The organism is Pseudomonas sp. VE 267-6A, from assembly GCF_024126555.1.
In the GTDB taxonomy this organism is placed as follows: Bacteria; Pseudomonadota; Gammaproteobacteria; order Pseudomonadales; family Pseudomonadaceae; genus Aquipseudomonas; species Aquipseudomonas palmensis.
Genome location: NZ_JAMYBY010000009.1, coordinates 236,944 through 260,733 on the forward strand (window position 1 = coordinate 236,944; position 23,790 = coordinate 260,733).

A 23,790-nucleotide genomic window follows, 5' to 3' on the forward strand; every position below is an offset into this window, starting at 1 on the left:
TCGGGGCCTGTTGTTCAACGCAGCCAGTGTTACTGACCCGGAATGTCCTTGCGAAGTTTCACCGGGTCGCTCTGCTGTTTCTTTTTCGCCGCCGCGGTGCGCATCTTGATGTTGATCGCCTCCACCGCCAGCGAGAAGGCCATGGCGAAGTAGACGTAGCCCTTGGGTACGTGCACGTCGAAGGCTTCTGCAATCAGCACGGTGCCGACCACGATCAGGAACGACAGCGCGAGCATCTTCAGCGACGGGTGCTTGTCGATGAACTCGCTGATGGTCCTGGCGCACAGCATCATCACCAGCACCGCGACGATGATCGCCGCCACCATCACCGGCACGTGGGACACCATGCCCACTGCGGTGATCACCGAGTCCAGCGAGAACACGATGTCGATGATCGCGATCTGGATGATGGTGTACAGGAACTTGCCACCGGCTTTGCCGGAAGACGGCTCGTCGTGGGTTTCGTCCTCGCCTTCGAGGCCGTGGTAGATCTCCTGGGAGCTCTTCCACAACAGGAACAGGCCGCCGAAGAACAGGATCAGGTCACGCCCGGAAATGCCCTGGCCGAACACATGGAACAGGTCGGCGGTCAGGCGCATGACCCAGGCGATCGACAGCAGCAGCAGGATGCGCGTGACCATCGCCAGCGCCAGGCCGAAGATCCGGGTGCGCTGCTGCATGTGCTTGGGCATGCGGCTGACCAGGATCGAGATCATGATGATGTTGTCGATGCCCAGGACGATCTCGAGAGCCGTCAGGGTAAAAAAGGCAACCCAGATTTCCGGGTTGGTCAGCCATTCCATGTGTGTTCCTTCGAGCGTGTGGGGCGTTGCGCGCCGCAGGGGTCGACGCGCAAGCGTTGGGATGAAACGGATGAATTATAGGCTGCTGAACAGCGGGAAAATTCCCATCAGCAGCGCCGCGAACATGATGCACAGGCACACCAGCACCGCCCATTTGAGGGTGAAGCGCTGGTGATCGCCGAATTCTATACCGGCCAGGGCTACCAGCAAGTAGGTCGAGGGTACCAGCGGGCTGAGCAGGTGGACCGGTTGCCCGACGATCGAGGCACGGGCCATCTCCACCGGGCTGATGCCGTAGTGGCTGGCAGCTTCGGCCAGCACCGGCAGCACGCCGTAGTAGAAGGCGTCGTTGGACATGAAGAAGGTGAACGGCATGCTCACGATCGCGGTGATTACCGCCAGGTACGGGCCCATCGCTTCGGGGATCACCGCCAGCAGGCTCTTGGACATGGCCTCGACCATGCCGGTGCCCGACAGGATGCCGGTGAAGATGCCCGCCGCGAAGATCAGCCCCACCACCGCCAGCACGCTGCCGGCGTGGGCCGCGACGCGATCCTTCTGCTGTTGCAGGCACGGGTAGTTGACCACCATGGCGATGCTGAAGGCGATCATGAACAGCACCGGCAGCGGCAGCAGGCCGGCGATCAGCGCGACCATCAGGGCCAGGGTCAATGCGCCGTTGAACCACAGCAGCTTGGGCCGGCGCGCGTCGGGATATTGCGATACGCTGATTTCACTGTGGTCGATTTCATCGCCCGGCAGGTGCAGTTCGCCCAGGCGGGCACGTTCGCGCTTGCCGTACATATAGGCGATGGCCAGGATGGCGAACACGCCGAAGGCCATGGCCGGGATCATCGGCACGAAGATGTCCGACGGGTCGACGTGCAGCGCGCTGGCGGCGCGGGCGGTGGGGCCGCCCCAGGGGGTCATGTTCATCACCCCGCCGGCCAGGATGATCAGGCCGGCCATGATCCGCGGGCTCATGCCCAGGCGGCTGTACAGCGGCAGCATGGCGGCCACGCAGATCATGTAGGTGGTGGCGCCGTCACCGTCCAGCGATACCACCAGGGCCAGCGCGGCGGTGCCCACCGAGACTTTCAGCGGGTCTCCCTTGACCAGCTTGAGGATCTTGCGCACGGCCGGGTCGAACAGGCCGGAGTCGATCATCAGGGCGAAGTACAGAATGGCGAACATCAGCATCACGCCGGTGGGTGCCAGCTTGCTGATGCCCTGCAGCATCATCGGGCCGATCTCGCCCGAGAAGCCGCCGAACAGGGCGAAAATGATCGGTACCAGAATCAGCGCGATCAAGGCCGACAGGCGCTTGGTCATGATCAGGTACATGAAGGTGATGACCATGGCGAAGCCGAGGAAGGTCAGCATGGGGCAGTTACTCCAGGCGAGGCGCGTCGAGAAAGGGACGAACGGATCAGCGCAATGTGCGCGGTGCTGGGAGTGACGGCGGGAGGGCAGGCAGAACGCGGGCGTGGAAGGACATCAGTATCACCATTGTTGTTGTTGATTGGGCCGGGCACTGCAGTAAAGTCAGAGCCCTGGCTGACCGGTCTTTTGCCGGAGGTGAGGCGATGCTAAGTGCCCAAGCTTTCAGCCAGCTTTCGGCGGCACAAAGGCGACAGAAGGTTTCATCAACCAGTGCGGGTCTGCAGGAGCGACGAGGATGGGCGAAGTGCATGAAGGCGGCTGCCATTGCGGCGCCGTGCGGTATCGGGTGGCGGGTGCGCTGGAGGATGTCGCGCACTGCCATTGTTCGGTGTGCCGGCGCGTGACCGGCGGGTTGCTGGTGACCTGGGCGACGGTGCGCTGCGAGGACTTCCAGTGGCTGCTGGGCACGCCGCAGCGCTACGACTCGTCGGCCAGCTGCGTGCGCTACTTCTGCAGCCGCTGTGGCGCGCACATGGCGCTGACCACCGACCTGAGCCCCGAAAGCATCGATATCACCATCACCACCCTGGACGCACCGGAGCAGGTGCAGCCGCGCCGGCATATCTGGACCGACAGCCGGCTGCCCTGGGTGCACCTGGACGAGCAGCTGCCGGGCGAGCCCGGCGAGACGCTGTAGCGCGGGCTACTCGATGATCACCCCGCCCAGGCCCTTTGGCGTGTTGAACGACTGAGCGCGCAGCTGCTCGGCCTGGCGCAGGATGATCTGCGCCTGGCGGTTGCCAGGGTCCTGGCTGAGCACGCTGTTGGCCAGCGAACGGGCGGTGGCACCGTCACGACGGGCCAGGGCGCTGCGTGCCTGGCTCAGTTGCTGGCCCACCAGCCCGGCATTGGCTGCGCTGGCAGGTCGTTGTACGGGCGGGCGCGGGGTGGTGAGCGGACGCTGCTGCGCCGGCTGCACGACGCGAGCCTGTTGTTCCAGCTGTTGCTGGCGCTTGGCGAGCTGGGTTTGCTCGTCGCGTAGCTGCTGCTCCTTGGTGGCCAGCTCACGGGCCTGCTGCTCGCGTTGCGCCCGTTCGGCAGCAGCCTGACGAGCGGCTGCCGCACTGGCCGCAGCGGCTGCCGCCTGGGCCTTGGCCTGCTGGTCGCGCTGCTGGCCCTCGAGCCCGGCCTGGGCGCGTTGCAGCAGGCTGATGGCGCGCGGGTCCTTGCTCTCGATGCGCAGCGCGCTTTCGGCTTTTTCCAGCGCACAGTCGAACTGGCTGCTGCGCAGGCACGCCTGGCCGGCGGCCAGTTCGGCTTCGAACTGCTGCAGCGACTGGCGCTGGCTGGCCTGGTAGGCACCGTAGCCGAGTACCGCCACAACCACACCGGCGGCCAGGGCAAGCTTGCGCCCGAGGTTGCGCGACTTGACCACCGGCGCCCCCTGCACTGCCGGCGGTACGGGCGGCGGCGTCACCACCGGTGTGCTCACGATGCCTGCCGGGGCCAGCGTGTGCACCGATTCGATCACCGGCGCGGGCGCCGCTGCGGGCATGGGGGTCGGGGCCGCGCTCACCACGACCACCGGCGCCGGCGCGGCGGGTGCAGCGGCCACAACCTGGCTGCTGGCGCCGCAGTACGGACAGAACGCCACCGGGCCGCTCAGAGGCTGGTTGCACGCGCTGCTGGCGCAGTTGAGCGGGAAGGCCGGATTTTTCGCGGATGCGGACATGGGGCCTTCCTCAGTTCACAGGCGGTGGCGCCATCGGCGCAACGGGCGGTGGGGTACCGACAGGCGGCGCTGCGGCGGGCGTCGGGGCGAACAGGTGGGCCAGCTCGGCGATCTGCCCGGCGCCCAGCCAGGCGGCCATGCCTTCGCGCCACAACAGGCTGTCGCGGGTCACCTGGCCGGTCTGCACGTACTGCTGCAGCTGGCTGGTGGTGTACGGGCCATAGTTGGTGCCGGCCACGCTCAGGTGGTAGCTGTACTGCGGTGCGGCCACCGGCGGTGGCACCATGCCGGCTGCGCCTGGTGGCGGCGGTGGCGCCATGCCCGGCATGGGGGCGGTAGCTGGCGCTGTGCTGGCGGCCGGCTGGAACAGGCTGTCGAGCCAGCCGCTGGTGAAGAAGTCCTTGAGCAGGGTGCGCTTCTCGCTGTGCTCGTCGTGCACTTCGTCGCGGTACACATCGGCGCGCGAGCCGCTGACCGGCTCGGTGAACTGCTGCAGCAACGCGCGCGCCTGCTCGACAAGGCGCTCGGCGTTGTCCGGGGCCTGGCGCTTGAGGCGGTTGTCGTACTCGTTTTTCAGCAGCTCGGCGATCTTGTACGGGAAGGTCTGGTACAGCGACGACACGCCGATTTCGTCCTGGCGCATCTGCGGCTTGTAGGCGCCGCGGCGCAGGTCTTCGAACAGCGCGACCATGGCTGCCAGTTGCTGCGGGCTGCGCAGTTGCTCGTAGCGTTGGCGCAGCTGGTCTTCGATGTCCTTGCGCTGCAGCTGGTTCAGGCCGTTCTGGCGGATCGCGAACTCGTCACCGACGCTGAAGTAGTCCTGGTCGATCATCAGTTCGTAGCGTTCCGACGGGTTGCGGCGCAGTACCCCCATCACGACCGCGTGCAGGTACAGCTTGAAGTCCTCGGCGAACTGGCGGTACTGCTCCTGGGTGAACTGGATCGGCTGCACGAACTGGCTGATGCGCTTGTGGCTGTGCAGCGGGATGGTGGTGCTTTCCTTGCGGTAGCTGGCCAGGTAGGTCGGCAGCGGGGTCAGCGCCGGCAGAGGGAAGCCGCTGAGCTCGGTAAAGCAGATCAGCTTGCCCGGGGTGCCCGACTCGACGAACTGGATCTGCCCGGCGGTCATGCCGGTGCCCTGTGGCAGGCACTGGCCGAGCATGGCGCCATAGGTGCGCTTGAACTCATTGGCGTCCTGCACGCCGACCAGGCAGGTGTAGCGGTCCTTGCCGATGCCGAAGCCGCCGGTGAGGTTGAGCGGGGTCCACGGCATGGCACGTTGCAGCAGCTGGCGGAACTTCTCGCGCTGCTCGTCCGGGGTCAGCGCGGCCAGCGCACTGAGCAGCGGGTCGGTGCCCTGGGTCTGGCGCGGCAGTTGCTGTACGGCCTTGGCGCGCAGCTTGGACAGCAGCTCTTCCTGGCCCTCCTCGTCCTGCAGCTTGCCGAACAGGGTCTTGGAACCGCCGAAGTCCTTGAATGCGTCCTTGGCCCACTCGCGTACCTGGGCGCCGTCCACCGGTTGCTCTTCGTTGTTCTGCACCAGCGCCAGGGGGATCAGCGTGGCGTGTTTTTCCTTGATGCTGGCGTCGATCTTGCTGATGTCGGTCTCGATCCGGCGCAGCAGCTGGTCGACTGCGTTGCGCCCGTCCTGCAGGCGACCGACGAAGCCGTTCCACACCGCGCGACCGCTCTGGTCCACCGACTCCTTGCGGCCCAGCCAGTCGGACAGCTCGCGCAGCAACTGGGCCGCCTCGCGCGCGGCCACATGGCGCACGTAGAACAACAGGCTGTCGCGCAGGGTGTCCTTGACCTGGGTGAGCACGGTCTCGGCCTGCTTGTCCTTGCCGCTGAGACGGGCCATCAGGCCGCCGCCGGTGGTTTCCTTGAGGCGCTCGAATTCGCGGGCCAGCTCCGAGGACTCCAGCTTCTCGGCCAGTTCCTTGAAGCGTGCGGCGTTCTTTTCCAGCGCCGGGATGATGCCGCTGCCTTCGTTTTCCAGGCGGTCCTTGAGCATCTCGACCAGGGCCAGGGTGTAGTCCAGGCCACCGCGCTCATCGTCGTCCAGGCGACGGAAGAGTTTTTCCGGCAGGGCGTCTTCGCGCACCAGCTCGGTCAGGCGGCGCTGGCGGTTTTCCTTGATGCGCACTTCGTGGTTGCGCTCGGCACTGTCGATGTTGCTGCCCTTGGTGTCGCGTTCCAGCTGCTGCTGGATCTCGCGCACATGGGTCAGCCACTGGTCCTTGTCGGCGCCGCCGCTGTGCAGGCGTTCGAACAACGCTTCGACCTTCTGCTCGATCTGGGCGGTGATGCTGTTGTCGCCCTCCACCAGCAGCAGGTCGTCGGCGATCTGGTAGTGGGTGAACTCGCCGGTGGCCAGGGTCAGCTCGACCTTGGACAGGAAGTCCGGCAGTTCGGTGAAGGTACGCGGGGTGACGTTCAGCTGCTCGCGCAGGAAGTCGTCACGCTCGCGGTCGGTAGGACGGTTGTCGTTGGCCGAGGCGTTGGCGATGCCGAAGAACGCCTTGAGCATCTGCTGTACCTGACGGCTCAGGCGCACGTTCTGGCGCGCGTCGATCTGGGTGTCGAGCACGGCCTGGCCGAGCGATGAGTACGAGCACGGGAAGCGTAGCTCGGTGTCGTCGCCGTAGTCCTGGGGCAGGCGCACAGTGTAGGAGCGGATCTTGTGCTGGTTCTGGTTGACCGCGATCGAACGCTTCTTGTTGGCGAAGTCCTGCGAGGTGAAGTCGGTGAACAGCACGTCCGAGAGCATCTCGTAGACGTCTTCCTGGTCGCTGGTCTTGGCCTGGGCGACGTTGCTGTTGTCGATGATGTAGACGTCATCGTACGGGCGGTTGTCGATGAACAGGTTGTCGGTGGCGTCCCAGTGCTTGACCAGGCGGTTGCCGCGCATGCTGGTTTCCAGCTCCATCAGCGCCGCATAGCCGTTGGCCTGCACGCGCTCGGTGTTGTAGGCATGGAAGCCGCCGGGCAACACGAAGAACAGGTCGACCTTGCCGGCGATGTTGTGTTCCTTGAGGATCGCCTTGGCCAGGTAGCCCATGTCCAGGAACGAACCGGACCCGGTGCCGCCGGCCGCCGAACCGCTGATGACGATACGGATCTTGCCGGGGTCGATTTCCAGGCCGAGCTTCTTGAGCTTGTCGGCGTTGCCGCCGATGTTGGCCAGCAGGCGTCCGACCTTGTCGCGCAGCTTGTCGCGGATCACCGGGTACTTGTCGTAGAAGTACAGGCGCGACAGCGCACGGATCTGCCCGGCGCCCTTGGAGGGGTCGATGCCCAGGGCGCGGATCTTGTCCGGGGTCAACGGGAACCATTCGGCCACTTCACGGTGGCGGTTGAGCTCGTCCATCGAGTGGGTGTACTTGCTCAGGTTGAGCGGCTCGATGATCTTCTCTTCGGAGGTAAAGGCCACTTGTTCGGCCAGCACGTCGGTCTTGATCGACTTGCCGTCCTGGGTGACTTCGCCAGCATCCAGGTCGAAGTTGATGAACTGCACCAGGGGGAAGTCGGCAATCTGCTGCACCTGGTTGTTGCCGCCCCAGATGGCATTGAGAATGCGCCGGCGCAGGCGAATGTTGACCTTCATGCCGGTACCGCCCAGGGCGATGAACAGCGTCGGGTGGATCTTCTCGCTGACCATGTTCAGCGCTGCCGGGCCGGAAGGTTGTGCATTCTCGTTCATCTGAAACTCCATGAGCCCTGGCTGGGCTGGCCGAATCGGGTCGGCGGGCTAAATCCGTGGATCAAATTGAAGCGTCAGGCCAGGCCTGACGCGGGCAGTGCAGGCCGGGCTCAGCGCTTGGCCGAGAAGGTCATCAGCCAGGCCACCAGCGAAATGCCGGCCACGCCAGCCAGTGGTGCAAGGTACAGCGGGGTGAGGAACTGACCGGAGTTGATCACCGCCAGCACGGCCATGGCCGAGACCAGCAGCAGGCCCAGGAACAGGAACCAGCCCGAGGCGTTGGCGCGGCTGGGGGCCACGCGCTCGCGCACGCGCCAGTTGGCGTAGGCGTTCTTGATCACGAAGAAGATCAGCGCCAGTACCACCAGTACGGCCACGCCGATCAGGGCGTCACGGCTGTCGACCTTTTTCGGGCCCAGGTCCATCAGCGGCGCCGGAACGCTCAGGGTGGAGGTGGTGGTGGCCGGTGCGGCGTCGTTTTCTACGGGGGCTGGCAGGGAGCTGGTCTGGGTCATGATCGGGGTCCTGGGTTATTTGAGGCGCACGGCGACGTCGGCGGCGAGTTTTTCGAGGGTGGCGCCGAACAGGCCGCGCTTTACGGTCGCGACCTTGTTCTGCCGGGCGTCATAGACGCTGGCGCTGCTGAACGGCTTGAGCGGGTACTGCTGGGCGATGCCTTCGACCATCACCGTGACCGGCTTCTTGCCGCCGATCAGGGCCTTGGCCAGCAACAGGCCGATCAACGCCAGCACCAGCAGGGCCAGCAGCAACAGCACCGGGCCCAGCGGGTAGCTGATCTGCAGCACGATCGGCAGGCGGGTGGCCGAAGCGCTGGCTTCGCTGGACGGCAGGAACACATCGGGCAGTGCATCGTTGGGGAACAGCTCGTTCATGCGCTCGATGAACTGCTGGGAAATCTGCAGTTGCTGCTCGCTCAGGCGCACTTCGATGGCCCCGGCACGCTGGTAGCCGCTGGACAGCAGCACTTCGCTGGACCACTGCGACGGCAGCGGCGGCAGTTGCAGGCTGATCGACAGCTCGTCGGAGCGGGCGCCGGGTTCGAGGTTCTCGATGCGGTCCATCGAGATCGCCGACTGCAGGGCTTCGCCGGGCATGTCCAGGCTCATCGCGACCTTGGCTGAGTGGATCTGGTAGGGGTTGAACTGGTTCTCGAAGCGGCCCAGCAACACCGCGGTCTTGGGCGAGCCGTCGACGTTGATGTTGAGCACCACGGTCTGCTGGTCGGGGGCCAGCTCTGCACTGACGTCGGGGGTGTCCTTGACGCCGGTCGGGATGAAGCGCACGGCGGCCTGGGTCAGCGGCTTGAGGCGTACACGCGCGTCGTTCAGCAGTTTGGCCAGGGCCGGCTGGGCCAGCACCTGTTCCAGCGCGGCACCGGCATTGGCGCCGTAGGCCAGGGCGTAGATCATCAGGCCGTTGGCTTCGAAGTTGCTGCTCTTGACCGGCATCTTCTGCGGGAAGGCGGCGATGCGGCTGATCACGTCTTCCTTGTGCAGCAGGTCGTAGAACTCGCGGTTCTTGAGCTGGGTCTCGCTGCTGTTATTGGGGCTGTTCTTGTTGTTGGTGACGATCCAGATGATGCCTTCGCGCCCTTCCAGGCCGGTCTTGATCGCGGCCAGCAGGGCTTCCTTGAAGTCGGTGTCGGCATAGGCGCCACTGGCCTTGCGTGCCAGGGCCAGTGCATTGACGCTGTCACCGAGCTTGGCGTGGGTGCCGGGGCCGCGGTAGGTCCATTGCGGCGAGGGGTGGCTGCTGTCGGCCTGGTTGAAGGCGCCGATCACCACTTCGCCGTTGCCGGCGGCGGTGGCGGCCAGTTGCGTGATCAGCGGTTTGAAGCCCGAAGCCGGGTCGAGGTAGAACGGCTCCATCCAGCCGGAGTTCTGTACCAGAAACACCTGGCGCAGCGGTTGCGCCTGGGCGCTCAGGCACACCAGGCTCAGGGCCAGCAGCAGGCCACGGCGCAGCAGGCGGTTCATGCGTTCCATCGGTAGAGCGCTCCAGTCGAATCGATGTACAGCCACAGGGCGTTGTCGTGGAAGAACCACTGGGCGTTCCAGGGTTGGGCCACTTTGAGGGTGATGCTCAAGGGCGGCTGGCCCACACGTTCCAGGCAGAACTGGCTGTCGATGGCCTGGTCGTTGCCGAAGAACTGTTGCAGGCTCGACGGCCACTCGACGCGCACCGACAGCAGGTACTGGCTGTCGATGAACTCGATGAAGGGGTAGACCACTTCGCGCCGGGTGGGGGTGTTGTCGACGTCGTGCTCGCCCCAGGGCGCATCCAGGCGCACGTTGAACATGTAGTTCAGGTGGCCGGTGCTCAGGCGCGAGCCTTTGACTTCCTTGCGTTCGTCCGAGTCCAGGCGCAGGCAGTACTGCTCGCTGCCCTCGAACAGTTGCTGCCAGATGCCGTAGCCGTTGACGAACGGCGGGCCGTATTCGGGGCGGGCCTGGGCACCGGCGGGCCAGCTCAGCCACTGGGCGTCCAGCTGGGCGCCGAGCTTGACGCTGAGGTAGCCGTGGGCGCCGATCCACAGCAGGCGCCGCGAGGCCGGGTCGCGCAGTGGCGCGGACAGGCCCTGCAGGTGCGCCGGGTTGGCGTGGGCGATGGGGTGCAGGGTCCACTGTTCATTGTGGCGTGCCACCAGGCTGAAGCTGCCGTCGGGCATCTGCTGCGGGATCAGTACCTGGTCGTCGAGATCGCCGGGGGCGGCGATGGCACGGCCCGGGCAGCGGTCGACATGGTAGCGGCCATCGAGCGGGTCGACGCGCACCTCGGTGGCACCCTCGTCACAGGCCAGCAGCAGGCGTTGCTGTTCGCCCACCTCGCGCAGGCTCACGCCCCACGCCCAGCTGGGCAGGCTGCAACGGCCGATCGGGGTGCTGTGCGGCAACAGCGCCGCCCACTCCTGGGCCTGGCGCTGCCAGCGGAACAGGCTGCCGTCGCGGGCCAGCGCAAACAGCGCCTCGCGATGACCGCCCAGGTTGGCGACGAGAAAATTCAAGCCGTTCTTGCGTGGCAGCTGGTCGTACTTGTGCGCGGTGTTCAGGCTGCGCGGGGTGGCGCCGTCCAGCTTGCGGTACAACGCGGCGAGGGTGTGCTCGGCACCGTCGAGCCGGCAACTGCCCTCCACCACCCGGCGTCCGCTACCGTTGCCATAGGGCGGCAACCAGCGTTGCTGGCGGTCGAAGCGCACGGGTGTGAGGGCTGTACCGGTCTGCGGGCAATGGCGGAAGCTGGCCGGCAGCCAGCCCTGCGCACCGGGCGCCTGCTGCGCACCGACGAGAAAGTCCAGGTCGGGCTGCGCGTCTTCCAGCGCCTTGCCGGCGACGTGGGTCAGGGAGAACCTGCCATGGGCATCCTGCAACCAGCGTTGCCCATCCAGCGACCACTCGTACTCGCGGTCGTCTCCGACTACGTCCATATAATCCCACCATGCCAACGGTCGTCCGTGCGCGGCAGTGCCTGCTTGAGGTCAGGCCGTCACGTCGAAAGAAAGAGGTTCTGCGAAATGTCCCGGCGCCTTTCGGCGGGGCGCAATGGCAGCCAAATGCCATTTTTCAAGCGGCGAAATAGTGGCACAGGCAGTTACAAAGTCAACTACCGACTCAGGGCAATTGCAGCCCGCCAGCGGCCTTGTGCAATGCGCGCAGGTGTTCGCCGAGCTGCTTGAGGTTGGCTTCGACGGCGGCGATTTCGGCGGCGCGCTCGGGGCCGAGCAAGGCGCGTACTTCCTTGTCCAGGTCGCCGGTCAGGCGCTGCAGTTGCTGTTGGCGCTGGCTGCTGGCCTGCTCCAGCTGCTGGCGTTCGCTGGCCTGGGGCAGCCCGTAGCCGCTGCCGCTCAGCAGTTCGGCCGGTTTGCTGAGAAAGCCGCTGTTGGCGAGGATCTGCTGCAGGGTGCTGTTGGCCTGGGCCACGTTGGTGTCGTTGAGCTCGCGACCGCTGAGGTAGCGCTGCTTGACCTCGTCCTGGGCCAGTAGCAGCTGGCGGCGCAGGCCGGCCTGTTCCAGCAGCAACAAGGCCGCGCTGGTGCGCAGGTCGGCCTGGGCGAACCATTGCTGGCGCTGGGCGGGTGGCTGTTCGAGCCAGGCCTCCACGCTGGCCTGCGGCACCGGCAGGTGCTGCTTGAGCACCTGGAACATGGCCTGGTAGCGGTCGCGGTAGGAGTCGAAGCGGTAGCCCAGGCGCAAGGCTTCGCGCGGGTCGTCGAGCACGCTCATGTCGGCCAGGCCACGACCCTGCAGCACCTCGAGCAGGCCATTGGGCATGATGCTGTCGAGCCCGGCCAGGCGCGGGTTGCCGGTGCCGCTGCGCAGCAGCTTGAGGGTTTCGACCGCGCAGTTGTTGGACAGGAAGTAATAGTGGCCGTCGTAGTTCCAGTGCATCTCGGCGGCCTGGCGCACCAGGTCTTCGATTTCGTCCCGGTCGAGCTTGAGCGGGATCGAAGCCAGGCTGCGCAGTTCGGTCTTGGTGTACTCGTCGATCACCTGTGCCAGTGGCAGCACGAACAGGCGCGAGGGGTAGGCGCCGGTCAGGCCGTCCCAGCTCGATAGCTGCACGTCGTTGACGAAGGCGCGGTACGAGAGCACCAGGTGCTGGTCCAGGTCCAGGCGGCAGTCCGGACCGCGTGGGCGCCCCGGCGCGCAGATCACCAGGCGCAGCATGCTGTGGCCCCAGCGGCTGACCCAGTTCTGGTTGGCTTCGGCCAGCAGGAAGTCCACGGCGTACACGCGTTCGGGGTCGACCTGGCCCAGCGGCTGCTTGTCGAAGTCGTTGCCGGCGTTGAGGAACGGCAGCCCCGGCGCGCACTCGGCAGCGGCAGGCGCCCAGTCGAAATGCTCGCGCAGGTACTTGTAGAGGGCCGGGCGGCGACAGGCGTAGCTCGGGTCGAGGAGGAAGTACTCCATGTTGACCGCGATGAATTCCTTGGGGCTGCTCAGCTCGTAGCTGTCCGGGGTGCGCGCGATCTGGCGGTTGTGCTGTTCGCGCTCGCCACGCCGGCCCACGTACTGCGGCCAGCCGGCGAGGTCGAGCAGGCGCGGGTCGTCGCTGAGGGTGAAGCGGCGTTCGGTCTGGCCGCGGCATTCATCGGGCAGCCCCACCTTCCCCAGGCTGGTGTTCTGGCGCACGCAGCGGCTGATCAGCCGGCGCTCGGGCGCTGGCCACAGGCGGGCGCGGTCATACAGGTGAGTGAGCTCGTGGAGAACGGTGGCCAGCAGCTCCTGGCGCACCGTGCCATGCGGCCGGCCGGTCTGCGCGGTGGCAGCGCTGCCATCGGTGAGGCCCGGCAGCAGGCGCCGGTTGAGCTCCAGGCTCGATACCAGCGACGCCTGGCCATAGGCGTCTTCGGGCATGCGGGTGGTCCAGGAGACGTCGACGCGGCGGTCCAGCTCAGCCTTCAAGCGTGGCGGCAGGGCCTGCAGGGCTTCGTCGAGCAGTGCCTGGCTGGCCCGCTGCTGTTGCGGGTCGAGGCCGTCTGCCTGCAGGTGCAGTTGCAGGTCGGCCAGCGCAGGGGCGCCGAGCAGCGTCAGTACGCTGCCCAACAGCCAGGCAAGGGGTTTCACAGCGACAGGATGGCTTCGGCCAGCACCTGGTCGCTGGCGTCGCGTGCTTCGGGAACGCGCTGGCGCAGGGTATCGAAGGCAGCTTCCAGTTGCGCGCCACGGATATCGCCACGGCTGGCGACGAAGCTGGCGGCATCGTCACGGGCCTCGCGCACGACCTTGGAGTCGCGGATCGAGGTGGTGGTGTCGGAGGTGAAGTCGATCGAGCGGCCAAAGGCACGCACGATGATATTGCTGGTGGCCACCAGGGTTTGTGCCTGGACCACGTCGGCCAGCAGCATCAGGCCGAGGGTGGCGGCAATCAGCGGTTTACGCATGGAGCATCTCCGGAAAATCGGTTGTGATCATTGGACGAGAATTGCCTGCGCCAGTTCAAGGTCGCTGGCATGAAGTTCGGGGGTGTGCTGGCGCAGTGCGTTCAGGGCGGCTTCCAGCTGTGCGCCACGCAGGGCGCCGTCGCTGGCGACGAAGGCGGCGGCATCGTCGTGGGCGGCCAGGATCAGCTTGCGATCGAACGGGGCGGTGGTCACCTTGCTGGTGGCGTAGCCCGCAATCACAAGGCTTTGAGTGGTCAGGTCGAAGGCCTGGGCGGCAGTCGACGCGCAGAGTGCGAGCAGCAGCGGTAGCAAATAACGCATGAGGTCTGGTTGGCTGTGAAATCAGGCGGCAAGGCTATCCCAATGCGCGGGTGGGGACCAGCGCAGGGTACCCGGCTTTTACACGTTGTTACGTGTACCGGGCCCTTGCGCGGTTCAGATGGCCAGGATCGCCTGGGCCAGTTGGGCGTCGGAAGCCTGCAGGGTCGGGGCCTGCTGGCGGATGTGGGCGAAGGCGCTTTCCAGTTTCACACCGCGGATGGCGCCCTGGCTGGCGACGAAGCTGGCGGCGTCGTCACGGGCGGCGCGCACGATCTTGTCATCGCGCAGCGATGAGGAGGCATCGGAGGTCGCGTTGGTGGAGGCGGCAACGCCACGCACCACGGTATCGGTGGTGACCACGAAGCTGGATGCGTGGGCAGTGGAGGCCAGGGCCAGCAGCATTGCGGCGCCAAGCAGGCGGGTACGGGACATGGTCGATCTCCTGAATATGGGCCTGGCTATTATGCAGCAGGTGGTGCAGCGGCGTCTGCTTCGCCGGCTCGTGCAGCGCAACTGTACGATTGTACTGGTGATATTTTGGTTTATAAAAACTGTACTGGTATTGGGTTCGAATGCTCTGGCGCGGGCCTTTCAAACAAAAAACCCGTCAGCAGTCACCTGCGACGGGTTTTTGAATTCGGGGGTGCCGGCGTTGGCCGGCGGGCCCTGCATCAACGCCAGAAAGGCTTGCTCAGCTCTTCGTAACGTTGTGCTTCGCTGATACCGGCATCAGCCAGCAGACGCGAGTCCAGGCGAGCCAGTTGGTGGCGGCTGGCGATGCGGCGTTGCCACAGCATCAGGTTGGCCAGCAGGCGCAGTGGCAGCGAACCCTGGGATTGTTGAGCGTTGTTTTCAAAAGCCAGATCGGAACTGAGTGTACGTTCCATGGTGTCATCCTTCCGCTTGTGGCGGCATTAGGTAGTGATTTAACTGATGCCAATGATCCTCCTGTGTCGTCCATAACAGTAGATACAGTTCACCTGCATTGTGATGGGCCAGTTAACTGTTTATGCAGACTGTTGCACTCGTATTGGACGCAACTGTACCGGTCCGCACTGAAATGGTGCAATTTAGGGTCAATGAGGGGATTTTGCGTAGGAAGGTACCGTCAAAACACCGGTACAGTAGAACAGTTTGTGTAACGGTTGGACGGGGCAACTGTACAGCCGGTGCGCATTGCGCGCCACCGGCTGTACAGGGACGGCTTCAGCTGGCCAGCATGCGCCCGGTTTCTTCCAGGTTTTCATGCCACTGCAGGGCTTCGCGCAGGATGTGCGGGGTGTGCCCACCCTTTTCGCAGGCGCGGGTAAAGTAGTCGTTCAGTGCGTCGCGGTAGTCCGGGTGCACACAGTTGTCGATGATCACCCGGGCGCGCTCGCGCGGCGCCAGGCCACGCAGGTCGGCCAGGCCCTGCTCGGTGACGAGGATGTCCACGTCGTGCTCGGTGTGGTCCACATGGCTGACCATCGGTACCACGCTGGAGATCGCGCCGCCCTTGGCGATGGACTTGGTGACGAAGATGGCCAGGTGCGCGTTGCGCGCGAAGTCGCCCGAGCCACCGATGCCGTTCATCATGCGCGTGCCGCACACGTGGGTGGAGTTGACGTTGCCGTACAGGTCGAACTCCAGTGCGGTGTTGATGCCGATGATGCCCAGGCGCCGTACCACTTCAGGGTGGTTGGAGATTTCCTGCGGACGCAGCACCAGCTTGTCCTTGTAGCGCTCCAGGTTGCCGAACACGTCGGCGTTGCGACGGGTCGACAGGGTGATGGAACTGCCCGAGGCAAAGCTCAGCTTGCCGGCGTCGATCAGATCGAAGGTCGAGTCCTGCAGCACTTCGGAGTACATGGTCAGGTCTTCGAACGGCGAGTCGATCAGACCGCACATCACCGCGTTGGCGATGCTGCCGATGCCGGCCTGCAGTGGGCCGAGCTTGTTGGTCATGCGCCCGGCGTCGACTTCCTGCTTGAGGAAGTTGATCAGGTGGTTGGCGATACCCTGGGTTTCGTCGTCCGGCGGCAATACGGTGGACGGCGAGTCCGCCTGCTCGGTGATGACGATGCCGACGATCTTGGCCGGGTCGATCGGGATCGCGGTGCTGCCGATGCGGTCATCGACTTTCACCAGCGGGATCGGCGTGCGGGTCGGCCGGTAGGTCGGGATATAGATGTCATGCAGGCCTTCGAGGTTGGCGTTGTGCGCCATGTTGATCTCGACGATGACCTGCTTGGCGAAAATGGCGAAGCTGGCCGAGTTGCCCACGGAGGTGGTCGGCACGATGTGGCCGTCTTCGGTGATCGCGACCGCTTCGATGACCGCGATGTCCGGCAGCTTGAGCTGCTGGTTGCGCAGTTGCTCGACGGTTTCCGACAGGTGCTGGTCGATGAACATCACCTTGCCGTCGTTGATGGCCTTGCGCAGGGTGCTGTCGACCTGGAACGGCATGCGACGGGCCAGCACACCGGCTTCGGTCAGCTGCTTGTCGAGGTCGTTGCCCAGGCTGGCGCCGGTCATCAGGCTGATTTTCAGCGGCGACAGCTTGGCTCGCTCGGCCAGTGCGTGGGGCACGGCCTTGGCTTCGCCGGCACGGGTGAAACCGCTCATGCCGACGGTCATGCCGTCCTCGATCAAACCTGCGGCATCGGCCGCACTCATTACCTTGCTGTGCAAAGAGGACAAGCGAATACGATCACGGTACATGGATTATTATCTCGGGCTACTAAAGCTAGATGCGCAGTCTATTGATTTCGCCTGTCGGCGTCCCGCGACCAAGGTCGAATGCGAAGGCCTGAAGTAGAGCCTTCTGTCGGCTGGGCGGGCATGAAAAAGCCCCAGCCGGTACCGCGCTGGGGCTATTTGTCACAGCCTTTTCAAGGGCTTATTCCACGGCTTTGACCATGTCTTCGATGACCTTCTTGGCATCGCCGAACACCATCATGGTCTTGTCCAGGTAGAACAGTTCGTTGTCCAGGCCGGCATAGCCGCTGGCCATGGAGCGCTTGTTGACGATGATGGTCTTGGCCTTGAAGGCTTCGAGGATCGGCATGCCGGCAATCGGCGACTTGGGATCGTTCTTGGCCGCCGGGTTGACCACGTCGTTGGCACCGAGCACCAGTACCACGTCGGCCTGGCCGAACTCGGAGTTGATGTCGTCCATCTCGAACACCTGGTCGTAGGGCACTTCGGCCTCGGCCAGCAGCACGTTCATGTGCCCGGGCATGCGCCCCGCCACCGGGTGGATCGCGTACTTCACGGTCACGCCGTTGTGGGTGAGCTTTTCGGTCAGTTCCTTGAGCGCATGCTGCGCACGGGCCACCGCCAGGCCGTAGCCGGGCACGATGATCACGGTGTCGGCGTTGCTCAGCAGGAAGGTGGCGTCGTCGGCCGAACCGGATTTCACCGGGCGCGCCTCCTTGGCACCGGCCGGGCCGGCCGCTTCTGCAGCGCCGCCGAAGCCGCCGAGGATCACGTTGAAGAACGAACGGTTCATCGCCTTGCACATGATGTACGAGAGGATCGCGCCGCTCGAACCCACCAGCGAACCGGCAATGATCAGCATCGAGTTGTTCAGCGAGAAACCGATGCCCGCCGCTGCCCAGCCCGAATAGCTGTTGAGCATCGAGACCACCACCGGCATGTCGGCGCCGCCGATCGGGATGATGATCAGCACACCCATCACGAAGGCCAGGGCCAGCATCAGGGCGAAGGCGGTCAGGTTGCCGGTGAAGGTGAAGATCAGGCCCAGGGCGATGGTGGCCAGGCCCAGCACCAGGTTGAGCTTGTGCTGGCCGCTGAACTGTACCGGCGCGCCCTGGAACAGGCGGAACTTGTACTTGCCCGACAACTTGCCGAAGGCGATGACCGAACCCGAAAAGGTGATCGCACCAATGGCGGCGCCAAGGAACAGCTCCAGGCGGTTGCCGACCGGAATCGGGTCGCTGATGCTGGCCACGATGCCCAGCGACTGTGGCTCGACCACGGCCGCGATGGCGATGAACACGGCCGCCAGGCCGATCATGCTGTGCATGAAGGCGACCAGTTCCGGCATCTTGGTCATTTCGACGCGTTTGGCCATGATCGAGCCGGCAGTGCCGCCCACCAGCAGGCCGACGATCACGTAGCCGATGCCGTCGGTGGCCAGCTGCGCGCCCAGTTTGTAGATCAGGCCGACGGTGGTGATCACCGCCAGGGCCATGCCGAGCATGCCGAACAGGTTGCCGCGCCGCGAGGTGGTCGGGTGCGACAGGCCCTTGAGCGCCTGGATGAAGCACACCGAGGCGACAAGGTAGAGCAGGGTTACCAGGTTCATGCTCATGTTTACTTCTTCCCCTCAGCCTTCGCGGCCTTTTTCTTGAACATCTCCAGCATGCGCCGGGTGACGAGGAAACCGCCGAACACGTTGACCGCTGCCAGGGCCACCGCGAGGGTGCCCATGGTCTTGCCCAGCGGGGTCACGGTCAGCGCGGCGGCCAGCATGGCGCCGACGATGACGATGGCGGAGATGGCGTTGGTGACCGCCATCAGCGGGGTGTGCAGCGCCGGGGTCACGTTCCATACCACGTGGTAGCCCACATAGATGGCCAGCACGAAGATGATCAGGTTGTAGACGCCGTGAGAGATCAGCATGTCTTCCATTGTCTGGCTCCTTATCCGTTCTTGCGGATGACCTGGCCGTCGCGGCACATCAGGCACGCGGCGACGATGTCGTCTTCGAGGTTGATCGTGAGGGCGCCGTCCTTGTCGAACAGCAGTTTCATGAAGTCGAGCAGGTTGCGTGCATACAGGGCCGAGGCGTCCGCACCGACCTGTGCTGGCAGGTTGGTGGGGCCGACGATGGTCACGCCGTTCTCGATCACCACCTGGTCGGCCACGGTCAGCGGGCAGTTGCCGCCCTGTGCGGCGGCGAGGTCGATGACCACCGAGCCCGGCTTCATCTGCGCGACGGTTTCGGCGCTGAGCAGGGTCGGTGCCTTGCGCCCGGGGATCAGCGCGGTGGTGATGACGATGTCGGCCTGTCTGGCGCGTTCGTGCACGGCCTGGGCCTGACGCTGCATCCAGCTGGCGGGCATGGGCCGCGCGTAGCCGCCGACGCCTTCGGCGCACTCGCGTTCCTCATCGGTTTCATACGGCACGTCGATGAACTTGGCGCCGAGCGATTCGATCTGCTCCTTTACCGCCGGGCGCACGTCCGAGGCCTCGATCACCGCACCCAGGCGCTTGGCCGTGGCGATGGCCTGCAGGCCGGCCACACCGGCGCCCAGGATGAGCACGCGGGCAGCCTTCACGGTGCCTGCGGCAGTCATCAGCATCGGCATGAAGCGTGGGTAGTGATGCGCGGCCAGCAGCACGGCCTTGTAGCCGGCGATATTGGCCTGCGATGACAGCACGTCGAGGCTCTGCGCGCGGGAGGTGCGCGGCGCGGCTTCGAGAGCGAAGGCGGTGATCCCGCGTTCGGCCATCCTGGCAATCACGTCATTGTTGAACGGGTTGAGCATGCCCACCAGAACGGTGCCGCTGTTGATCTGGCCCAGTTCGCTTTCGTTGGGCGCCACAACCTTGAGTACAAGCTGTGCGCCAAACGCATCGGCAGCGCTGCCGATGGTCGCGCCTGCTGCTTCATAGGCACTGTCGGGCACGCTGGCATTGACGCCCGCGCCACGTTGCACAGTGACCTGATGACCCTGGCCGATCAGTTTCTTGATGGTTTCGGGGGTGGCAGCGACACGTGTCTCGCCCGTCTGCGTTTCGAGAGGAACACCAATGTGCACGTCAATTTCTCCTGCGTGATCTTTTGTTGGTAAACCAGCGCACTGCGGATGGTGCGTCTGGGGCGGCCGATCAGCACGATCCCGCCCTGAATCCGGGCGGGGCGCGGCATTTTGCAGGCGATCCTGAATCGCTTCAACCGGTTCTGAAGGGTGACGAACGATAAACTACAAGTCACCCTGTGACCGAATGTCGCAATAAACGGCCTGAAGCCCGCGAACCGTGGGCTTCAGGGACATTACGCAAAATTTGAAATTTTTTCAGACAAATTTCGCGAAAGCGCATTTGTGCACAGGCTTTATGTCGCGAAGGCCCCGTAAACAGCAGGGTTAAGGGGTGTTTTGGCGTGCACCGGAACAGTCTGCTAATTTGCGACATTTTCGTATATCTGTAGGGCTCGATATTTGCTGACTACGGGGTCAACAACCCGCTCTGATCCTTGTGCTGCGCGGCATAGCGCTGGGCCTCGGCTACCAGCCAGTCGCGAAAAGCACGCAGCGAGGCGGATTCCACCTTGCGCTCCGGGATCATCAGGTAATACGCCTTGATGCTCGACAGCGCATGCGGGTTGGCAATCACCAGCCTGCCCTCCCCCAGTTCATGCTGGATGAGAAAGGGCGGGATCAACGCCACGCCCATCTCGTGCATGGCGGCCTGGGCCAACATCGAGAATAGCTCATAGCGCGGGCCGGTCATGTCGCGGGCCACGTTCATTTCCAGGCTGTTGAACCACTGGCGCCAGGCATAGGGTCGGGTGGTCTGCTGCAGCAGCGGCAGTTGCGCGAGGTCCTCGGCGCTAAGACTAGCCTGCCCTGCCAGCAAGGCCGGGCTGCACACCGGCACGGGGTTCTCGCCCATCAGGCGGTGGGACTGGGTACCCGACCAGTCGGCGTCGCCAAAATAGATGGCGGCGTCGAAGTGGGTGTCGGCGAAAAGGAACGGACGGGTGCGGTTGGTCAGGTTGACGGTGACTTCGGGGTGCAGGCGCTGAAAGTCCTTCAGTCGCGGCAGCAGCCATTGCGTGCCGAAGGTCGGTACCAGGGCCAGTTCGATCACGTTGGCGCCCTGCTGGCCCATCACCGACAGGGTATCGCGCTCCACCGCGTCCAGCTGGGTGGCGACGCGGCGGCTATAGGACAGGCCGGCTTCGGTGAGCTTCACGCCACGGCGCGAGCGTCGAAACAGCTCCACATTCAGAAACTCCTCCAGCCCGCCCACCTGTCGGCACACCGCGCCCTGGGTCAGGGAGAGCTCCTGGGCCGCCTTGGTAAAGCTTTCGTGGCGGGCTGCAGCCTCGAAGCACACCAGGGCCGTGGTGCTGGGGATCTTGCGCCGCATATACGTCAACCTCACTAATCAGTCGTAAAAATGGCCGTTGGTGCCGTTACGAAGTGAGAAATTATCACAAGACTATGCGCAATCCTCGTTTGTCGCCACGCCCGTTACGGCCTAGGATCAACCCACGACAAAACGTTTCCGAGGATTCGCACATGGCTGGCAAGGCAAGCTTCAACTGGATCGACCCGCTGCTGCTCGATCAGCAGCTCACCGAAGAAGAGCGCATGGTGCGTGACAGCGCGTTCCACTTCGCCCAGGACAAGCTCGCCCCGCGTGTGCTCGAAGCCTTCCGCCATGAGCAGACCGACCCGGCGATCTTCCGTGAAATGGGCGAGGTTGGCCTGCTGGGTGCGACGATCCCCGAGCAGTACGGCGGCAGCGGCCTCAACTATGTGTGCTACGGCCTGATTGCCCGTGAAGTGGAGCGTATCGACTCCGGCTATCGCTCGATGATGAGTGTGCAGTCTTCGCTGGTGATGGTGCCGATCAACGAATTCGGTACCGAGGCGCAGAAGCAGAAGTACCTGCCCAAGCTGGCCAGCGGCGAGTGGATCGGCTGCTTCGGCCTCACCGAGCCCAACCATGGCTCCGACCCGGGCTCGATGATCACCCGCGCCAGGAGCGTCGACGGTGGCTATCGCCTGAGCGGCAGCAAGATGTGGATCACCAACAGCCCGATCGCTGACGTGTTCGTGGTGTGGGCCAAGGACGATGCGGGCGACATTCGCGGCTTCGTGCTGGAGAAAGGCTGGGAAGGCCTGAGTGCCCCGGCGATTCACGGCAAGGTCGGCCTGCGTGCCTCGATCACCGGCGAGATCGTGATGGACAACGTGTTCGTGCCTGAAGAAAACATCTTCCCGGATGTACGTGGCCTGAAGGGCCCGTTCACCTGCCTCAACTCGGCGCGCTACGGCATCTCCTGGGGCGCCCTGGGTGCAGCGGAAGCCTGCTGGCACACCGCGCGCCAATACACCCTGGACCGTCAGCAGTTCGGCCGCCCGTTGGCCGCCAACCAGCTGATCCAGAAGAAGCTGGCCGACATGCAGACCGAGATCACCTTGGCCCTGCAAGGTTGCCTGCGCCTGGGCCGCATGAAGGATGAAGGCACTGCTGCGGTCGAGATCACCTCGATCATGAAGCGCAACTCCTGCGGCAAGGCGCTGGACATCGCCCGCCTGGCCCGCGACATGCTGGGCGGCAATGGTATCTCCGACGAGTTCGGCGTGGCCCGCCACCTGGTCAACCTCGAGGTGGTCAACACCTATGAAGGTACCCATGACGTGCATGCGCTGATTCTGGGGCGTGCGCAAACCGGTCTGCAGGCTTTCTATTAATAAGGAGCCAGCCCATGGGCGCGCTATCTCATCTGCGGGTGCTGGATCTGTCGCGAGTGCTGGCCGGACCGTGGTCCGGACAGATCCTCGCGGACCTGGGGGCCGAGGTGATCAAGGTCGAGCGTCCCGGGGCGGGCGACGACACGCGCGCCTGGGGCCCGCCGTTTCTCAAGGACGCCTATGGCGAGAACACCAGTGAGGCGGCCTACTACCTTTCGGCCAACCGCAACAAGCAGTCGGTCACCATCGACTTCACCCAGCCCGAAGGCCAGCAACTGGTACGCGAGCTGGCGGCCAAGTCCGACATCCTGATCGAGAACTTCAAGGTTGGCGGGCTGGCGGCCTACGGGCTGGACTACGAAAGCCTGCGGGCGATCAACCCGCGGCTTATCTATTGCTCGATCACCGGCTTCGGCCAGACCGGACCCTACGCCAAGCGTGCCGGTTATGACTTCATGATCCAGGGCCTGGGTGGCCTGATGAGCCTTACCGGCCGCCCGGAGGGTGAGGACGGTGCGGGGCCGGTGAAGGTCGGGGTGGCGTTGACCGATATTCTCACCGGGCTGTATTCGACGGTGGCGATATTGGCCGCCCTCGCCCACCGGGATCACGATGGCGGCGGGCAACACATCGACATGGCGTTGCTGGATGTGCAGGTGGCTTGCCTGGCCAACCAGGCGATGAACTACCTGACCACGGGTGTTGCGCCGCGTCGCCTGGGCAATGCGCACCCGAACATCGTGCCTTACCAGGATTTTCCTACCGCCGATGGCGACTTCATCCTGACCGTGGGTAACGACGGGCAGTTTCGCAAGTTCGCCGAGGTGGCCGGCCAGCCGCAGTGGGCGGATGACCCGCGGTTTGCCACTAATAAACTGCGTGTGGCCAACCGCGCCGAGCTGATCCCGCTGATTCGCCAGGCCACGGTGTTCAAGACTACCGCCGAGTGGGTCAGCCAGCTGGAGCAGGCGGGTGTACCGTGCGGGCCGATCAACGACCTGGCGCAGATGTTCCAGGACCCTCAGGTGCAGGCGCGTGGCCTGGCCATAGAGATTCCTCACCCGTTGGCCGGCAGCGTGCCGCAGGTGGCCAGCCCTATTCGTTTGTCCGAGACGCCGGTGGAGTACCGCAATGCACCGCCGCTGCTGGGGGAGCATACCGAACAGGTGCTGATGCAGGTGCTGGGGCTGAAGGGTGACGAGGTGCAACGCCTGCGTGGCGCGGGCGTGCTGTAGGCGCCCTCTCCTATCTATATAGAGGGTGGCTAGGGCTGATTTGATAAAGTTTCAAATTAGCCCTTGACGCACGATTTAATCTCTCTATAATTCGCCCCACTTCCGGCGCAGTCGAAACGAAAAACTCCTTGAATATCAACGAGTTGGACGTTTCAGGTCAGGCTGGTGGTGCTTCGATCGAAAGATCGGCAGCGGTGAAAAAGGTGGTTGACAGCAGGTTGTAACGCTGTAGAATTCGCCTCCCGCTACGAGAGATCGAAGCGAGTCAAGTGT

20 protein-coding genes are annotated in these 23,790 nt (G+C 64.6%); 3 read left to right on the forward strand and 17 right to left on the reverse strand.

The features are described 5' to 3' along the window. Window positions 1-29: 29 nt before the first annotated feature. Window positions 30-803, reverse strand: coding sequence for a TerC family protein (locus NJH59_RS13100; protein WP_043862319.1), 774 nt, complete (start codon window positions 801-803; stop codon window positions 30-32). Between the two features lie 75 nt (window positions 804-878). Further along, on the reverse strand, window positions 879-2,186 hold the full coding sequence (locus tag NJH59_RS13105) for a CitMHS family transporter (RefSeq protein ID WP_043862320.1): 1,308 nt from the start codon (window positions 2,184-2,186) through the stop codon (window positions 879-881). A 295-nt stretch (window positions 2,187-2,481) separates the two neighbouring features. Here NJH59_RS13105 and NJH59_RS13110 point away from each other — a divergent pair, with 295 nt between their 5' ends. Then, entirely contained in the window at window positions 2,482-2,883 is a 402-nt protein-coding gene (locus NJH59_RS13110; RefSeq protein ID WP_043862321.1) for a GFA family protein, read from the forward strand. Between the two features lie 6 nt (window positions 2,884-2,889). On the opposite strand, the gene NJH59_RS13115 is transcribed toward NJH59_RS13110, so the two are convergent. From NJH59_RS13115 to NJH59_RS13185, 15 genes are all read right to left on the reverse strand, one after another. Further along, complete coding sequence (locus NJH59_RS13115) at window positions 2,890-3,918, reverse strand: hypothetical protein (protein ID WP_253086864.1); 1,029 nt, start codon at window positions 3,916-3,918, stop codon at window positions 2,890-2,892. Between the two features lie 10 nt (window positions 3,919-3,928). Further along, entirely contained in the window at window positions 3,929-7,621 is a 3,693-nt protein-coding gene (locus tag NJH59_RS13120; protein ID WP_253086865.1) for a tubulin-like doman-containing protein, read from the reverse strand. Window positions 7,622-7,731: 110 nt separating this feature from the next. Then, the gene (locus tag NJH59_RS13125; RefSeq protein WP_054916013.1) at window positions 7,732-8,136 is read right to left on the reverse strand and encodes a hypothetical protein; all 405 of its coding nucleotides are present in this window, start codon (window positions 8,134-8,136) and stop codon (window positions 7,732-7,734) included. Between the two features lie 15 nt (window positions 8,137-8,151). After that, a complete protein-coding gene (locus NJH59_RS13130; protein ID WP_043862324.1) occupies window positions 8,152-9,627 on the reverse strand; it encodes a hypothetical protein in 1,476 nt (491 codons plus the stop codon). Beyond that, entirely contained in the window at window positions 9,615-11,066 is a 1,452-nt protein-coding gene (locus NJH59_RS13135) for a hypothetical protein (RefSeq protein WP_058542006.1), read from the reverse strand. The genes NJH59_RS13130 and NJH59_RS13135 overlap by 13 nt, the downstream gene beginning before the upstream one ends. A gap of 184 nt (window positions 11,067-11,250) precedes the next feature. Continuing rightward, window positions 11,251-13,206: a DUF4105 domain-containing protein gene (locus tag NJH59_RS13140; RefSeq protein WP_078481905.1), complete on the reverse strand. Its 1,956-nt coding sequence runs from the start codon at window positions 13,204-13,206 to the stop codon at window positions 11,251-11,253. Continuing rightward, entirely contained in the window at window positions 13,203-13,523 is a 321-nt protein-coding gene (locus NJH59_RS13145; RefSeq protein WP_043862327.1) for a DUF2388 domain-containing protein, read from the reverse strand. Before NJH59_RS13145 ends, NJH59_RS13140 begins: the two co-directional genes overlap by 4 nt. A 27-nt stretch (window positions 13,524-13,550) precedes the next feature. After that, window positions 13,551-13,844, reverse strand: coding sequence for a DUF2388 domain-containing protein (locus NJH59_RS13150; RefSeq protein ID WP_054916009.1), 294 nt, complete (start codon window positions 13,842-13,844; stop codon window positions 13,551-13,553). Window positions 13,845-13,958: 114 nt separating this feature from the next. Then, window positions 13,959-14,276, reverse strand: a complete 318-nt coding sequence (locus tag NJH59_RS13155) for a DUF2388 domain-containing protein (RefSeq protein ID WP_043862329.1) — start codon at window positions 14,274-14,276, stop codon at window positions 13,959-13,961. 239 nt (window positions 14,277-14,515) lie between these two features. Further along, window positions 14,516-14,731, reverse strand: coding sequence for a DUF1127 domain-containing protein (locus NJH59_RS13160; protein WP_043862330.1), 216 nt, complete (start codon window positions 14,729-14,731; stop codon window positions 14,516-14,518). Between the two features lie 319 nt (window positions 14,732-15,050). Then, a complete protein-coding gene (locus NJH59_RS13165) occupies window positions 15,051-16,544 on the reverse strand; it encodes an acetyl-CoA hydrolase/transferase family protein (protein ID WP_043862331.1) in 1,494 nt (497 codons plus the stop codon). A gap of 178 nt (window positions 16,545-16,722) precedes the next feature. Next, on the reverse strand, window positions 16,723-18,159 hold the full coding sequence (locus tag NJH59_RS13170) for an NAD(P)(+) transhydrogenase (Re/Si-specific) subunit beta (protein ID WP_043862332.1): 1,437 nt from the start codon (window positions 18,157-18,159) through the stop codon (window positions 16,723-16,725). 2 nt (window positions 18,160-18,161) lie between these two features. Then, the gene (locus NJH59_RS13175; protein WP_043862333.1) at window positions 18,162-18,479 is read right to left on the reverse strand and encodes an NAD(P) transhydrogenase subunit alpha; all 318 of its coding nucleotides are present in this window, start codon (window positions 18,477-18,479) and stop codon (window positions 18,162-18,164) included. Between the two features lie 11 nt (window positions 18,480-18,490). Continuing rightward, window positions 18,491-19,612: a Re/Si-specific NAD(P)(+) transhydrogenase subunit alpha gene (locus tag NJH59_RS13180; RefSeq protein ID WP_043862334.1), complete on the reverse strand. Its 1,122-nt coding sequence runs from the start codon at window positions 19,610-19,612 to the stop codon at window positions 18,491-18,493. A 409-nt stretch (window positions 19,613-20,021) separates the two neighbouring features. Further along, entirely contained in the window at window positions 20,022-20,948 is a 927-nt protein-coding gene (locus NJH59_RS13185) for a LysR family transcriptional regulator (RefSeq protein WP_054916008.1), read from the reverse strand. Window positions 20,949-21,100: 152 nt separating this feature from the next. Here NJH59_RS13185 and NJH59_RS13190 point away from each other — a divergent pair, with 152 nt between their 5' ends. After that, entirely contained in the window at window positions 21,101-22,282 is a 1,182-nt protein-coding gene (locus NJH59_RS13190) for an acyl-CoA dehydrogenase (protein ID WP_054916007.1), read from the forward strand. Between the two features lie 14 nt (window positions 22,283-22,296). After that, the gene (locus NJH59_RS13195; protein ID WP_043862337.1) at window positions 22,297-23,517 is read left to right on the forward strand and encodes a CaiB/BaiF CoA-transferase family protein; all 1,221 of its coding nucleotides are present in this window, start codon (window positions 22,297-22,299) and stop codon (window positions 23,515-23,517) included. The last annotated feature ends 273 nt before the right edge of the window (window positions 23,518-23,790 follow it).